This window comes from Psychrobacter sp. TS_SC_6 (genome assembly GCF_056156305.1).
This window is the reverse complement of the sequence record NZ_CM149590.1, coordinates 1,353,605-1,369,019: the sequence shown is the minus strand read 5'-3', so window position 1 is coordinate 1,369,019 and position 15,415 is coordinate 1,353,605. Positions and strand designations below refer to the sequence as shown.

The window sequence follows — 15,415 nt, the reverse complement described above, 5'->3', positions numbered from 1 at the left end:
CTACTTGTCACTACTTAAGGCATCTTTATGAATCTACTTACCGCACTCTCCCCAATCGATGGTCGCTATGCATCTAAAGCCGACAGCTTGCGCCCTTACTTATCTGAGTTTGGTCTCATTAAAGCGCGCGTGACCGTTGAGATTCGTTGGTTACAGTCATTGGCGGAAAACAATGCGATTGGTGAATTGGCAGCATTTGATACCGATACCAATGCGTTTTTGAATGCTATCGTTGATGATTTTAGCGAAGCTGATGCACAAGCGATTAAAGATATCGAAGCAACCACCAATCATGATGTCAAAGCGGTTGAGTACTTTATTAAAGACAAATTCCGTGGTCAGGCAGCACTTGAAGATTCATTAGAATTCATTCATTTTGCTTGTACCAGTGAAGATATTAACAACCTATCATACGCACTAATGCTTAAAGACAGCCGTGAAATCGTGGTTGCTAAAATGCAAGAAATAACTGATAGCATCGTTAATCTAGCAATTATCCATGCTGATCAACCGATGCTTTCACGTACTCATGGTCAAACGGCAAGCCCGACGACTCTAGGTAAAGAGATGGCAAACGTCGCTTACCGCCTAGCCCGTCAAATCAAGCAAGTCGGTCAAGTTGAGCTATTAGGCAAAATCAATGGCGCGGTCGGTAACTATAACGCTCACTATGCTTCATACCCTGACGTTGATTGGCAGACCCATGCAGAGAAATTTATTGATGAGCGTCTAGAATTGACGTTTAACCCTTATACCACGCAAATTGAGCCGCATGACTATATCGCTGAATTGTTTGACGCAGTAAAACGTTTTAATACTATCCTAATCGATTTCAACCGTGATATTTGGCAGTATATTAGCTTAGGCTATTTTAAACAGCGCCTAAAAGATGGTGAAGTAGGTTCTTCTACCATGCCGCATAAAGTCAACCCGATTGACTTTGAAAACTCTGAAGGCAATTTGGGCGTAGCCAATGCCATGCTGGCTCATTTGGGTGAAAAGCTACCGATTTCACGTATGCAGCGTGATTTGTCTGACTCTACCGTGTTGCGTAATATCGGTGTTGGCTTAGCGCAAAGCATGATTGCTTATGATGCGTGTTTAAAAGGCGTAGGCAAACTTGAATTAAACGCCCAACGTTTAAACGATGATTTGGACAGCGCCCAAGAAGTATTGGCAGAACCGATTCAAACGGTGATGCGCCGCTACCGTGTTGAAAACCCATACGAGAAGCTTAAAGCTCTTACCCGTGGTAATGCTATGACTCGTGAAGCAATGCTTACTTTTGTTGATGGCGATGAATTATCGGCAGTCAGTGAAAGCGATAAAAACAGTTTGCGCGAAATGACGCCGGCTACTTATATTGGTAATGCGGCTGAACAAGCACGCACGATTAAAGAATGGATTGCTAAAATTTAACTGGTAACCAGCTCATCTCTATCAAATGCAAAAAAGATATAAATGAGCACTCATTTATATCTTAATAAAAACCTTACTCTAAACACTATTATTTTTTAAAATACATAGTTGATGGGTGAGGTTTTTATTCTTTATCGTCTTTATCACTGCTATCACCCGGTATAATAGCTTTACCCACAGCCACTGTACCTTTAACCACACCTTTAGTGGTTTTATAAGCAACTTTAGCAGGTACGGTAACAATTTTATGTACACAAGCTTGCAGCAAAAACATACTGGCAATAATAACGATAAAATGCAATTTTTTCATAAATGTCCTAAGAATAATTACAGGCTCTGATGACAGTCATCAGATAAGCAATAATCATAAACTAATAAATCCTGCCTATAAAGCCATCATTTCTATTAATCTTATCACCAATTAACCATACGGATTTATCCATGACTTCTATCCCCCTTTGTTTACCGAGTACCATTACTCCTGAGCAATTCTTAAGCGATTATTGGCAAAAAAAACCCCTCTTGATTAAGCAAGGCTTACCACAACTCATTGGTATGTTTGAGCCGGAAGATATCTTAGGTTTAGCCATAGATGAAGACGCTACTGCAAGGTTACTGACTCAAGCTGCGAGCAAACAAGAAGGTCAGCCGCAATGGCAACTTAAAAAGAACCCACTAACTGAAACCGACTTTGATAACTTATCTGAGCAATGGTCAGTACTGGTACAAAATCTTGAGCAATGGTCGCCGGAACTTGGCGCCTTATGGCAAGCGCTTGATTTTATACCGCAGTGGCAGCGTGATGATATTATGGTGTCTTATGCGCCAAAAGGCGGCTCGGTTGGCAAGCATTATGATGATTATGATGTATTCTTAGCGCAAGGGTTTGGCTCTAGGCGTTGGCAGTTAGGTAAGTTTTGTGATGAGCAGACCCAATTTGTTGCCGATGAGCCGATACGTCTATTTGATGATATGGGCGAGATTATCTTTGATGAAATCTTAGAAGCCGGTGATGTGCTGTATGTACCACCAAAGCTCTCGCACTTTGGTGTTGCACAAGATGACTGTTTGACCTTTTCATTTGGCTGTCGTCGTCCAAACTTGATGCAAATCATTGACAGCCTTGCCGATGTGGCGACCAATGACAGCGCTTTATTTATACCAATGTTATTACCACAAGCTATGCAAGCGTCAGGGGAATTACAGACTGACAGTATTGAGGCGATTAAAAATCAATTATTACAACTGCTCCAATCTGAGCGCGGTGATACGATTATTCGCCAAGCCGTGTCTGAAGTGGTTAGCAAGCGTCAATATGATGTGCTCGTCCCTGAAGAGTCGCTGACGACTGATGAGATGATAGCTGCATTGGCAGCTGGCGCGACGTTACAAGCTGATTATAGCAATCGTTTGTTATACACTCAGGCGGAGAATGACATCGTTTTATATGCCAATGGGCAGCGCCTAGATGATTTGCATGAAACATCAATAGCACTACTGGTACGCTTATCTAATGGCGAGCATTTAAGCCTTGATGATATGGAAGGGGTTGACCCTGATGAAGTGATGGAGTGGTTAGAGAATGGTTGGATATGGATGAATCATCCAGAGTAATGCCATATAGTGAGTTCAGTATAAGAACAATACAGCGGGACTGGAATGAATTTTTCGCAGCCCCTGTCTGCGAAGGCACAGTAAGCAAGAAAAATTTATACCAGTTCAGCGTTGAAATATAATGTATCTGTTTTATTTAGAATCGACTATAGTTATTAGCCAGTTTTTATAGCATATTGGCTATTAAGCATGATTTAAAAATCATCAGCGCCTATTTACTAAGATTTGAATGTCTTGATGAATAGGCGCTGATTTTTATGTAAACATGCTAACTCAAGCAAAAAAATATTTTTAATACCTCCCTTTATCCAGCAACCGCTTTTTTATAAAGACTCACGCCAGCGATAATCGTTTCTTCAATCACCCTATCATCACCTAACATCATCAGCACAAATAACTGCTCATCAAGCGACTTAGTCTGTGTCATACGGCGCTCAATTAAATCAGTGCCTCCCATATCTATCACCACAAAATCTGCTTCTTTATTTGGCATAAAGTTACCGATTTTATCGTCTAACAACAATGACTGCGCGTTGCCTAAAGTAATTTGATATAAGCCTTGATGCGCCGATAGTGGATTACTCTGTAATTGCTGAATTTTATAGGCTTCTGATAACGTGGTCAGCATCGATAAGCTAGTACCTGCGCCCACGTCGGTTGCGATACTAACGCCGGTATAGCTTAGGGTTTTGGACAAATCAAACAGTCCACTGCCTAAAAATAAATTGGACGTTGGGCAATGGGCTATTTGGGTGCCAGTATCACGTAGCACTTCATATTCTGATGTCGAGAGATGAATGCCATGCGCCAACGTCGTATGCCTGCCAAGTAAGCCCATATCATGATAAACGTCCAAATAGCCTTTATGATTGGGATAAAGCTCACGTACAAAAGCGATTTCATCAAGGTTTTCAGCCAAATGTGTTTGCAAATACACACTGTCATAGCTGCAATATAGCTCACCTGTCATCTGTAACTGCTTTGGCGTTGAGGTAATGGCAAATCTTGGCGTAATCGCCACATGCTGACGCCCGCGCTCATGCCATTTATCGATGATGTTTTGTGTATCACGGATGCCCTGCTCTGTTGGCACACACAGATGCTCAGGCGCGTTTTTATCCATCAATACGTTACCCGTAATCATACGAGTATTCAGACGGCAGCTTTCGTTAAAAAACGACTCTACTGACTGCGGATGACTGGTTGAAAATACCAAGGCGCTTGTTGTGCCGTTAGCAAGCAGCTGGTTTAAAAAGAACTTTGCGGTATCATCAGCAATCTTTGCATCGCCAAAATTGGCTTCGGTCACAAAGGTATAATTGTTCAACCAATCAAGTAATTGCTCGCCAAACGCAGCAATCATATCTATTTGCGGATAATGCACATGGGTGTCGATAAAGCCTGGCATGATAAGCTGATTTTGATAATCATGGATTTGTACTGGCGCTTGATTGTCTTGGCGACTGGCGTTGCCGTACTGCGATATCATTGACGCACAGTTGCCATAATCTAGGACTCGACCAGTCGCATCATCGACAACCAAGGCACCATTGGCGATATACTCAGGATAAACCTTGACGCCTGCCACCACCGGCAGCAAAGTAACGTTTTTATCGATCACCGTAATGCTAGGACGCTTAGCATTGGTTAAACTATCATTGGTTAAATCAGCCGTCTCTAAATGAGCGCGCTTGGCTCTGGTAGCCAGATTCTCTTCCGTTAAATAATGCAGCAGTTGTGCTTGATAAATATGTATGGTCATAAAAAATCTCACAATAATAGATAAGTATTTTGGTTAAAAATTCATCCATATTATGTGTCTACCCTAATACAATCAAAGAAATACAAGCACAAAGCTACTGAGCGCAGCCTATATTTTATGATGGCTGACGAAGCTAAGAACGATGTCTTAATGTATTTAAGGCAGACAGATAAATAGAGAATTAGAAAAATTTTAATTAAGATAAATGTTAGTTATAAATCATGATAAAGCTGCATCACTTGCGCCGCGATAGAGATCGCGACTGCCATTGGCTCTTTTCCGCCAGTATTAAGCCCTATAGGCATGGTCAATTTATCGACTATTTGCTCACTGTAGTCACGGTGTAGCAGGCGATCTCTGAAACGCTTGGCTTTGGTCGCTGAACTGATACAGCCAAGATAAGGCAAGAAGCTGCTATCTATGCCAATTTTTACATAAGCATCGAGCGTGGCACGCACCAAATCAAAATCAAGACTGTGATCATGTGTCATGACCAAAATAAAATACTGAGTGCCTTTTTTCGTTGACGCATTCATCAAGGCACTTTCAATGCTCTTGGCAACAAACGGTTGAACAAAATCAACTGGATCTTCATCAATATGCGGGCGAATGTGAGTAGGCAGTTGATAAGTCACTTGCCCCTCTACAGTATCCGGATTATGGGTTAGATAACGCTCAAACATCTCAGCACGGCTATCTACCCAATCAACTTGACAAGGTAGCTCAGCAAGAATGTTCATTAAGGCTGCGGCTACATGCCCTGCACCGAATACCAATAACGACATGGGCGGCGTTACATTAAAGCATTCAAACATCACCGTGACGCTACCGCCACAGCATTGAGCCAATGTAGCGCCCAATGGATAATGCTTGGTATAAACGGCATCGCGGCGTACTGCCTGCGCCTTTGCAGATTTACCTTCTTTTAATGGTTGCGTGCTTCTAGCGTCAGTGCCATTAATTTCACTATTTAACAATTGCCTAGCGGTTATCGTCACGTCATGTTCAAGGCTACCGCCGCCTAAGGTGTCACAGCATGCATCAAGCGTCACGATCATTTTTGATTGAAGCTCGCGGGGTGCTGAGCCATTCACCGTAACGACCGTCGCCAAAACGTGCGCAATACCTTGCTGCTGATATTGCGCCAGCCCGTCATACCATTTTGTTAGTGGCATCGGAGTGCTTAGTGACTTATTCACTATGTGCCGGTCCGCGAGCCGTAGATACATTTGGGTTTTGTATCGCTTCAGGCTGATCATCCGTCAGCTTACCTTCGACTTCTGTTGGATTAACATCTTTACCGTGTACGACTTGCTGCGGCTTGACTTTATCATCATCAATACCGCAATTACCATCGGTTACTGTTAGGCTAGGAATCGTATCTGTATCCGTTTTAAAAGCGATTTCCCATTCTTGACCTTGCATGCGCATGACCGATTTTAATACCGCTTCTGGCGTTGCCGGCATGGTCAGCTCAGGGTTTTTCTGGTAATCACCTAAGCTTGCAATCGCGTTGTTAATCGCGCACCAAACGCTAGCGGCAAGCATAAATGGTGGCTCGCCAACAGCTTTAGAGTTATAAATAGTCTGCTCTTCGTTTTTACGCTTGAACAGTTTGACGCTCCATTGTTTTGGTAAATCATGCGCCGTTGGAATTTTATAATTGGCGGCACTGTTTGACGCAAGGTTTCCTTTTTTATCCCAAACCAACTCTTCAGCAGTAAGCCAGCCCATACCTTGAACAAAACCGCCTTCAATCTGACCGATATCAATTGCAGGATTAATCGACTGCCCGACATCATGCAAGATATCGCAGCGCAATACTTTATATTCACCGGTTAAAATATCAATCTCAACCTCAGAACAAGAAGCACCCAAGGCAAAGTAAAAGAATGGGCGACCCCACGCTTTTGAGCGATCATAAAATATCTTTGGTGTTTTATAGTAGCCAGTAGACGATAAGCTAACGCGGTGCTGATATGCGAGTAACACCATTTCAGCAAAGGTTAGTGTTTCTTTATCACCGATATGGACATGATTGCGCTCAAATTTGACATCCTCTACACTTACCTCAAAGTGTTCAGTAGCAAATTCAACCAAGCGATCTCTAATAGTAATACAGGCATTTTGTGCTGCTTTACCATTCATATCAGTACCTGACGACGCGGCTGTTGGCGAAGTATTTGGCACTTTATCGGTACGAGTTGCGGTTACTTTTACGGTATCCAAGTCGACATCGAATTCATTGGCAACGATTTGGGCAATCTTAATATATAGCCCTTGCCCCATCTCGGTACCGCCGTGATTGATTTGAATGGTACCGTCGGTATAGATATGAACCAAAGCGCCTGCTTGGTTTAGCGTCTGTACTGTAAATGAGATACCAAATTTGACTGGCGTTAGAGCCAGACCAAAACGTTTGTCACTGCCCTCAGCCTTCGCTTTTTGATTGGCGGCTGTGATTTGCTCACGGCGCTTAGCATAATCGTTGTCATCAGCTAACGTCTGCATAATAGTTGCCAAATCAAAATGCTCAATTGGCTGCCCATAATGGGTGCTTTGACCATTTTGATATAAATTGGCTAGTCGCACTTGCAAAGGATCTTTGCCCAAACTGTAGGCGATATCGTCCATCATGTATTCAGCAGTTAGCAAACCTTGTGGGCCACCAAAACCTCGATAAGCGGTATTTGATACGGTATGAGTCTTGCAGCGATGACCTGCGATCTGAGCCGCTGGATAATAATAGGCATTATCACAATGGAACATTGCCCGATCGACAATAGCATCGGACAAATCTGGTGAATAGCCACACAATCCTGATAGCTGCATATCAACGCCAAGTACTTGACCTGTATCATTGACACCGACCTCATAGCGATTGGCAAATTCATGGCGTTTACCCGTTACCACCATGTCATCTTGGCGGTCTAAGCGCATACTGACTGGCACATTATGGCGTTTGGCAACGATACCGCACAGACACGCCCATGCTGCCGCTTGGGTTTCTTTACCGCCAAAGCCGCCGCCCATTCGGCGCACAATTGTCGTCACGGCATGAAAAGGTAAATCGACCACTTCGGCGACCAGCTGCTGCACTTCGCTCGGATGCTGTGAGGAGGTATAGACTTCAAGCCCACCATCATCACAAGGGACAACGTATGACACCTGCCCTTCCAAATAAAAATGCTCTTGCCCCAGCATATGGATATGCCCAGCAATACGAATTGGCGCACCCTCAAGCTCAGCCTGAGCATCGCCGCGCGTCATAAAATGACTTGGGCGTACAAACTGCTCTTGCTTTAGCGCCTCATCAATAGTGAGGATTGCGGTCAGCGGCTCATATTCCACAATGGCTTTGAGCACTGCTTTTTTTGCTGCACGGTGACTGGTGGCAACCACCGTAAATAGCGTTTGACCGACATATTCTGTGATCTGATCGACCATGAGTGGATCGCCGTCAAACACTGCCCCGATATCAGTCTTGGCTGGTAAATCTTTAAACGTGATGACATCGATTACCCCGTCCGCTGCTTGTACGGCGCTCAAATCCATATTCAATACACGAGCATGCGCGTGAGCACTTTTACCAATGGCTAAATGCAGGGTGTTTTGTGGTTTTAACATATCGTCCACATAAGTGGCGGTACCCATAACGTGACTAATAGCACTGTCATGTTTGGCTTGGGTGCCAATCTTGTCTTTTGGTGGACGCTGTCTGCGGGTACTGTAGCTGTCAAATAATGAAGAATGGTGGCTCATAATGGCTCTCTCTTATATTTTTAGCAAAACCTATCTCTCTAACAATAGCGTTTTGACTGTATCTTTTAGCGATGCGAAAGTCAGGTGAGTGAGCATAATCAAGCAAGTTCAAACACTAGGACTGTCTATTTAGCTTTTGTCGAGCTTACTTGCTATATGTTGACTTACGCATCTACTGCTTGCACATCAGCAACCAATTGCTTACCACACTTGATGATTAACCGCTGCATCACATGCATACGATACTCACGGCTGGCTCTCACATCGGTCATCGGCGAGACATCATTAGGTAGCCTTTGTGCTGCCTGCTCGAAACTGGCAACATTTACTGCTTGTCCAATCAGTGCCTCTTGACACTCTGCTGCCAATAAAGGTATCGCCGCCATGCCGCCAAGTCCAAACTTTGCATCTTGGATAGTCATGCCATCCGCTGACAAATCAAGTCTCGCAGCCAGCAAGCACGCTGAGATATCATCTTCGTAACGCTTACTAATCTTATGAATATAGAGATACTGATGGTCTTGCATCAGCGGAATATGAACGGCAACCACGTAACTACCAGCACGTAGCTTGGTCTTTTTATAATCTAAAAAGAATTTAGATAAAGGAATGATTTCATCAATACTAGAGGCCTGCTTTGAATGGACATTATTTACATTGATATCATCAGTAGCCCTGTCAATAGCACTATCAATAGCAGCACAATGACGCAGATGAATATGAGCATCTAGTGCTAATAGCACGGGGGGCAAATCGCCAATCGGTGAAGCATTAGCGACGTTACCGCCGATGGTGCCCATATTCCGGATTTGCGGAGAAGCAATACGTTCAAACAAATTGGCAAATTCAGGAAAATGCTGCTCAAGGACTGGAAACATGCTCTTATAGCTCATGCCAGCACCCAATACTAAAGCTTGTACTTCACTAGCACTGGTTGACTGCTCATCCGTATTTAAGCTTAACGCTTGTAGCGACCAAGATTTTAGCTCGTCAATCGCTGATAGTTGTACGATAATATCGTGATCAACCAAGTGTTGCGTCACACTCAAACCTAAGTCCGTACCACCTGCCCAAATGGTCGCTTTTGGATTAGCCGCTAGTACTTGGTTAAGCTCAGCAACAGACTGTGGAATGAATAACTTGCGTGACCCTTGAGTAAGCGCAGGCTCAATGAAGTTGGTTGTTGTTACAGAAGATAAAGGCTGCTTATGCTGTTGTTTGATGGTTGCTATCGCATCGGTTGCCAAATGAATGCTTAAATTTTTTGATACAGTTTTATCCGTATCTCTTTGTCTACCAATCTCACTCATTGCCAAACCCGCCTCGATAATAGGACGATAGCCTGTACAGCGGCAAAGATTCCCACCAATTGAAGCCACGATATCATCGTAGCTTAAATCATCTGTGATTGTCCCTTTTGCGACTTGCAAACGATGATTCTCGTAGGTGCTGGCCAGCGTCATCACAAATCCAGGCGTACAAAACCCGCATTGCGAGCCATGGCATTCGACCATTGCTTGCTGCGCAGGATGCAATAAAGCACGTTCTGGATGATGTTCAGGATTATCCGCGATATAAGCTGACGTCATCAGATGATGGCCATCCATCAATGACAGTAGCGTGATACAGGCATTAAGGGTATAAAAAGGCAAATCAGAAGAATCTTCACCACTGCTGGGTAAGCGCTGCGCCATCACTGTACAAGCTCCGCAGTCGCCACTGCCGCAGCCTTCTTTGGTATCAGTCTGGCGTTCGTGCAAGCGCAAATACTCAAGCACCGTCGTGTTCGGATTGAGGTCAGTTAATTGCTTATATTGACCGTTCAAATAAAAATGAATCATAGCAATGCTCAGCTGTCAGAATAAAAAGAAGATAAAAGACTGCTTTATCTTTGATCGAATCATAAAAACTTAACAATCAGTATCTTAAAAGATAAGCGCACACAGATGCACTGCCCTTAAGTGAGTACTTAATTACCATGTTAATAAATTTATACGATGATGATTATCATACCTACATCAATACTGAGAGTTATAACTGTATTGAATAAGCTGACTGCCTATCTGACTACTGACTTGCTCAGGCTTAATCTGTTTGCGGTTTGAACTTTTTAATTTACCTATGATGTATGAGCATCTTTAGTAAATGCAAAAGCATTATCAAGGGTTTGGGTATCGTCTTAATGACGACTACTCTATCGGAAAATCGAGGAATATAAGCACCGTTAAAACATGCTTTCGAAGCTTAGCTTACGTCAACGTTCCGTGTTAAAGGGATTTATTAACCATTTAGTGAATAATTGCTGACTAAACGGTTAACTTATACTATCACCATCTTTGTTTAACTTACAACTCAAAAAATACCTTATTTTGGTTGAAAAGCCAAGAAACTTCATTACTACAATTAGTACGTACTAAAATACCTACCTATCCCACCTCTAAATTTACGCATAAAAAAACGATCAGCAATTATTCACCAAATATTTGGGAATAATGACTGATCGTCATTTTTACTATTCAAACTATTTCTGTACTGCTACTAACATCCTTTTAATTATCTGTAAGAATATCAACGATTTATACTATATTTTTGCTGTGCCTGCTATGTGCCAAGCTCTAACAAGCTTGCATTTCCGCCAATGGCAGTGGTATTAATGGTCTTTACACGCTCAGTGACGAAGCGGTATAGGTAGTCAGGCGTTAACATCTCTGAGAAGCCGTCCATATCAGTGACGCTAATAACTTGCGTCAACATACCATCAGTTTTGGCAAGCTCTTGACTGACCGCTTGTACTTCTTGTCGATTACCAGAGACGGCAACTTGCGCAAGGCGATCGATGTATAAAAGCGTGACGGTTTGCGAGTCATTGGCGACACTTAGCACATCATCACTGATGCCACTCTCATAGAGGATCTTTGCCGCTTCAATACACATCTCATCTTGGCTTGGGCAATGCAGTATCACCTCATTACCCGTTAATAAGGCTGCTAATAATTGCCCAAGTACGGCCATCGCGCGAGCGGATTCACCGCCGATAACCATGGTCTTACCACGACCCGTTACGTACAGATCATTTGACTCGCCGGTAGCACCAGTCATACGGTGCTCTTCGTCAAGCGTGGGTGCGGCGCTCAATAAATGATTGAACAGACGCTTTGCCTTATTGGCATCACCGGTCAACAATGCCAGTCTTGGTGCCGCTTCTTGCAGATAAGTGGCACGATTCACTGCGCCAAGTAAACGCCAAGTTTCACAAACTTGGCCATGATTTTTTTTGAATTCAGTCGCCATAGTGCTACTCCTTATGCGATTATTGTTTGAGTACTGGTTGCAGCAGTATTGTCTATTAGAGTTACTTGCTCATCAGCCAATTGATTTGTCGTTAAGCTCATTAGACGGGCGACATAATGTGGACCACCTGCTTTGGGACCTGTGCCCGATAGACCACAGCCACCGAACGGCTGTACGTTAACGACTGCGCCGATCTGGTTACGATTGATATAAGTATTACCGACAAAGGCACGGCGCTCGATATGCTCTACGGTGTTTTCAATACGGCTATGGATGCCCAAGGTCAAACCAAAACCGGTTGCATTGATGGCATCAATCAGCTTATTTAGATCACGTGCATCATAACGCAGTACATGCAAAATAGGACCAAAATGCTCTCCACCGATCACATCAATGCTTTTTACTTCTATCGCCGTTGGCAATACAAACGTTGATTGCTCTTGACTAACTTCTGAGCTATCACTCATCGGTGTCTGCGCCAAAATCGTAGCTGTTGGCTCAGCACGCATGCGTTCGATATGCGCTTCAAGTCCGCGCTTGGCATCAATATCAATCACAGGACCTACATCTGTGGTCGCATATAGCGGGTTGCCAACGACCAATTCAGCCATATTGCCTTGCAACAGCTCAATCAAATCATCTGCCATCTCTTCTTGCACACATAATATACGACATGCTGAACAGCGCTGACCTGCTGAACCAAAGGCAGATAATACCGCATCTCTAACGACTTGCTCAGGCAACGCCGTTGAATCCGCGATCATGGCATTTTGCCCACCAGTCTCGGCGATAAATACAGGCAGCTCACCGCTGACTTGAACATGGGCGTTTAAGCTTTGGTTGATGCGCTGCGCTGTTTGGGTAGAGCCGGTAAAGATAACACCCGCGATATTATCAGCAGCAGTCAATGCAGCGCCAACGTCGCCTGCGCCAATCACAAGTTGCAATGCTTCTACTGGTACGCCAGCTTGATACATAAGCTGCGCAGCAAAATGAGCAATGAGGCTGGTTTGCTCAGCAGGTTTTGCCACCACGGTATTACCTGCAGCCAGTGCTGCAACTACCTGACCGGTATAAATAGCCAACGGGAAGTTCCAAGGACTGATACAAATAAAGGTGCCACGTGCTTTATAAACTTGACGCGATGGCTTGCCTGCCAAATCCGTAAACTCATAGACGACATCATCTAAACGCTCGGCTTCATCCGCATAAAAACGGCAAAAATCAACCGCTTCTTTGATCTCATCAATGCTGTCTTGTAAGGTTTTACCTGCCTCAACTTGGCATAATGCCATCAGCTCTGCATAGCTTTCTTCATACAAGTCCGCTATTTTACGCAATATAGCCGCACGCTTAGTAGCAGCAACCGCTTGCCACTCGCCTTGTCCAGCGACTGCCGCCGCAATCGCTTGCTGTGCGATAGTAGCATTGGCATAAACGACTTCACCAGCGATGACATCGTGATTCCAAGGTGCACGTACAGCTTGCTTGTCAAGCGGTTGTGTGTCGCCATCTACTGTATTATCAATGACTGCATTGCCATTGATAACAGAAGTCGCTGACCAAGTCTTATGCACATGACTGTCAATAGCTGCTTTAAACGGGATCCATTGCGACTCTACGAAGATATTGGGACCGAAACTGGCACGGCGCGCACCATAAATAGCTAACGGTAACGGGATATCTGGGTTATGCAGTGTTGCATTGGCAAGCAGCTTGTCATAAGGATGTACAGTTAGCTTCTCAATTGGATAAGACTTGTCTAATAACTGATGGACAAACGAGCTATTGGCACCGTTTTCGAGCAATCGACGTACTAAATACGGCAGCAGATCTTTATGAGCACCAACCGGTGCATAGATACGCACAGGGATTTGATAAGCTTGTAAGATATGGTCATAAAGCGCATCACCCATACCATGCAGACGCTGGAACTCAAAGTCTCTGTGCGAGCTCATGGTCATGATTGAAGCAAGCGTGTGCGCATTGTGGGTTGCAAACTGTGGCCAAATAAGACCACGCAAATGCTCTGATAATAAGAAACGCGCGCAGGCAAGATAAGCGGTATCCGTGCCTTCTTTACGTGTCCAGACCGGATAACCTGAGAGACCTTTTTGCTGCGCCAACTTGATTTCTGTATCCCAATAAGCGCCTTTTACCAGACGTACAGGAATGCGGTCACCAACCTCAGTCGCCAAGCGCGCAAGCCAAACCAAAATAGCAATGGCACGCTTTGAGTAACCTTGAACGACCAAGCCCAAGCCATCCCAATCGGCTGTTAGATTGTCGCGGTATAGAGACTCAAATAATTTCAATGATATTTCAAGACGATCGGCTTCTTCAGCATCAATACTGAGGTCGACATTGACGGCGCGAGCCGCTTCAATCAACAACAGGCAGCGTTGACGTAACAGTCCCATGACTTGCGCTTCTTGCGTGGCTTCATAACGCGGATGCAATGCAGACAGCTTGATCGAGACTGATGGCTTCGGCATGCCCTCTTTAACCTTCACACTTGCAGTGGCTTTGATAGCATGCAAATAATCATTAAAGTATTTTTCAGCATCTTTATGCGTAATTGCCGCTTCACCTAACATATCAAAGGAGTAGGTATAGCCTTTATTACGATATGGCTGGCTGTTTTTATTAGCGCCTTCAATCGTCTCGCCAAGTACAAATTGGTGTCCCATAATACGCATGGCTTTTTGCATGGCACTGCGAATAACAGGCTCGCCCATCTTTTTGGTCATACGATCCAAAAATCCAGATGCCGTGGTATCACTATCGATGCTCACCACGCGACCTGTCATCATCATGCCCCACGTTGAGGCATTGACCATAAAACCATTGTCATTTTTTAAATGCTTTTTCCAGTCAGCGACGCTCATCTTGTCATGAATCAGCGCATCAGCCGTATAATTGTCCGGCACACGAATCAAGGCTTCCGCCAAGCTCATGAGCAAAACACCTTCTTGGGTATCAAGGCTATACTCAAGCAATAATGAGTCGACCATTTTTACCGCTTTACCATCATTGCGCACATGCTCAACCAGCTGACGCGTCTGCGTAGCTGCACTGTCACGCTCGGCATCTGTCGGTTTGGCAAGTGGCAATAACTGCGTCAACCAGCGCTCTTCATCCACGCTATACAAAGGCGATATACGCGTATGTAGCTCTGTTGATGACTGAGCAATATATTCTGGTGATAACAAATCAATAGGATTAAATAAAATCGGCTCTTGCGGGGTAAATTGCTCTACTGGGTTCATAACAACTCCATAACTTGAAAATCCATCATAAGGGATGCGCTGGGGCTTTTTAACATTGAAACTTTCTGACATTGTGGCGATAAAACAACGTCGTAACGCTAAAGTATTGAAACGTTTTATCATCTACCCTATCGAAAACAGCAGCCAATCACAATCAGCTACTAGTAAGCAGTGTATAACTCGGCGTCGATAGCATACATAATAATGAACAGAACACACGACAATATTGAAAAACGAGAAAATCCAGCATAAGCTGGAAAAGTTCAAGTAGATCATTTGACTGTGCAACGGACTACGT

General features: G+C 44.1%; 9 protein-coding genes. 2 read left to right on the top strand and 7 right to left on the bottom strand.

Annotation, left to right across the window (positions count from 1 at the left end):
* Positions 1-27: 27 nt before the first annotated feature.
* Entirely contained in the window at positions 28-1,419 is a 1,392-nt protein-coding gene (gene purB, locus AC0J5Y_RS05840; protein ID WP_475131960.1) for an adenylosuccinate lyase, read from the top strand.
* A gap of 124 nt (positions 1,420-1,543) precedes the next feature.
* Here the strand turns inward: purB and AC0J5Y_RS05835 are convergent, their stop codons facing one another.
* A complete protein-coding gene (locus tag AC0J5Y_RS05835) occupies positions 1,544-1,729 on the bottom strand; it encodes an NF038104 family lipoprotein (RefSeq protein WP_475131959.1) in 186 nt (61 codons plus the stop codon).
* A 131-nt stretch (positions 1,730-1,860) separates the two neighbouring features.
* Between AC0J5Y_RS05835 and AC0J5Y_RS05830 the strand changes: the two genes are divergently transcribed.
* The gene (locus AC0J5Y_RS05830; RefSeq protein WP_475131958.1) at positions 1,861-3,033 is read left to right on the top strand and encodes a JmjC domain-containing protein; all 1,173 of its coding nucleotides are present in this window, start codon (positions 1,861-1,863) and stop codon (positions 3,031-3,033) included.
* Positions 3,034-3,337: 304 nt separating this feature from the next.
* Here AC0J5Y_RS05830 and guaD read toward each other — a convergent pair whose 3' ends face one another.
* The 6 genes from guaD to putA form a co-directional block, all read right to left on the bottom strand.
* A complete protein-coding gene (gene guaD / locus AC0J5Y_RS05825; protein ID WP_475131957.1) occupies positions 3,338-4,795 on the bottom strand; it encodes a guanine deaminase in 1,458 nt (485 codons plus the stop codon).
* Between the two features lie 212 nt (positions 4,796-5,007).
* Complete coding sequence (locus AC0J5Y_RS05820) at positions 5,008-5,970, bottom strand: XdhC family protein (RefSeq protein ID WP_475131956.1); 963 nt, start codon at positions 5,968-5,970, stop codon at positions 5,008-5,010.
* Positions 5,971-5,986: 16 nt separating this feature from the next.
* Complete coding sequence (xdhB, locus tag AC0J5Y_RS05815; RefSeq protein WP_475131955.1) at positions 5,987-8,557, bottom strand: xanthine dehydrogenase molybdopterin binding subunit; 2,571 nt, start codon at positions 8,555-8,557, stop codon at positions 5,987-5,989.
* A 164-nt stretch (positions 8,558-8,721) separates the two neighbouring features.
* On the bottom strand, positions 8,722-10,398 hold the full coding sequence (locus AC0J5Y_RS05810) for a xanthine dehydrogenase small subunit (RefSeq protein ID WP_475131954.1): 1,677 nt from the start codon (positions 10,396-10,398) through the stop codon (positions 8,722-8,724).
* Between the two features lie 760 nt (positions 10,399-11,158).
* A complete protein-coding gene (locus AC0J5Y_RS05805; RefSeq protein ID WP_475131953.1) occupies positions 11,159-11,848 on the bottom strand; it encodes a 1-pyrroline-5-carboxylate dehydrogenase in 690 nt (229 codons plus the stop codon).
* Between the two features lie 11 nt (positions 11,849-11,859).
* Complete coding sequence (gene putA / locus AC0J5Y_RS05800) at positions 11,860-15,117, bottom strand: bifunctional proline dehydrogenase/L-glutamate gamma-semialdehyde dehydrogenase PutA (RefSeq protein ID WP_475131952.1); 3,258 nt, start codon at positions 15,115-15,117, stop codon at positions 11,860-11,862.
* Between the last annotated feature and the right edge of the window lie 298 nt (positions 15,118-15,415).

Coding starts and splice junctions, on each gene's coding strand:
- purB (WP_475131960.1), top strand. CDS start 28: ATGAATCTACTTACCGCACTCTCCCCAATCGATGGTCGCTATGCATCT.
- AC0J5Y_RS05835 (WP_475131959.1), bottom strand. CDS start 1,729: ATGAAAAAATTGCATTTTATCGTTATTATTGCCAGTATGTTTTTGCTG.
- AC0J5Y_RS05830 (WP_475131958.1), top strand. CDS start 1,861: ATGACTTCTATCCCCCTTTGTTTACCGAGTACCATTACTCCTGAGCAA.
- guaD (WP_475131957.1), bottom strand. CDS start 4,795: ATGACCATACATATTTATCAAGCACAACTGCTGCATTATTTAACGGAA.
- AC0J5Y_RS05820 (WP_475131956.1), bottom strand. CDS start 5,970: ATGCCACTAACAAAATGGTATGACGGGCTGGCGCAATATCAGCAGCAA.
- xdhB (WP_475131955.1), bottom strand. CDS start 8,557: ATGAGCCACCATTCTTCATTATTTGACAGCTACAGTACCCGCAGACAG.
- AC0J5Y_RS05810 (WP_475131954.1), bottom strand. CDS start 10,398: ATGATTCATTTTTATTTGAACGGTCAATATAAGCAATTAACTGACCTC.
- AC0J5Y_RS05805 (WP_475131953.1), bottom strand. CDS start 11,848: ATGGCGACTGAATTCAAAAAAAATCATGGCCAAGTTTGTGAAACTTGG.
- putA (WP_475131952.1), bottom strand. CDS start 15,117: ATGAACCCAGTAGAGCAATTTACCCCGCAAGAGCCGATTTTATTTAAT.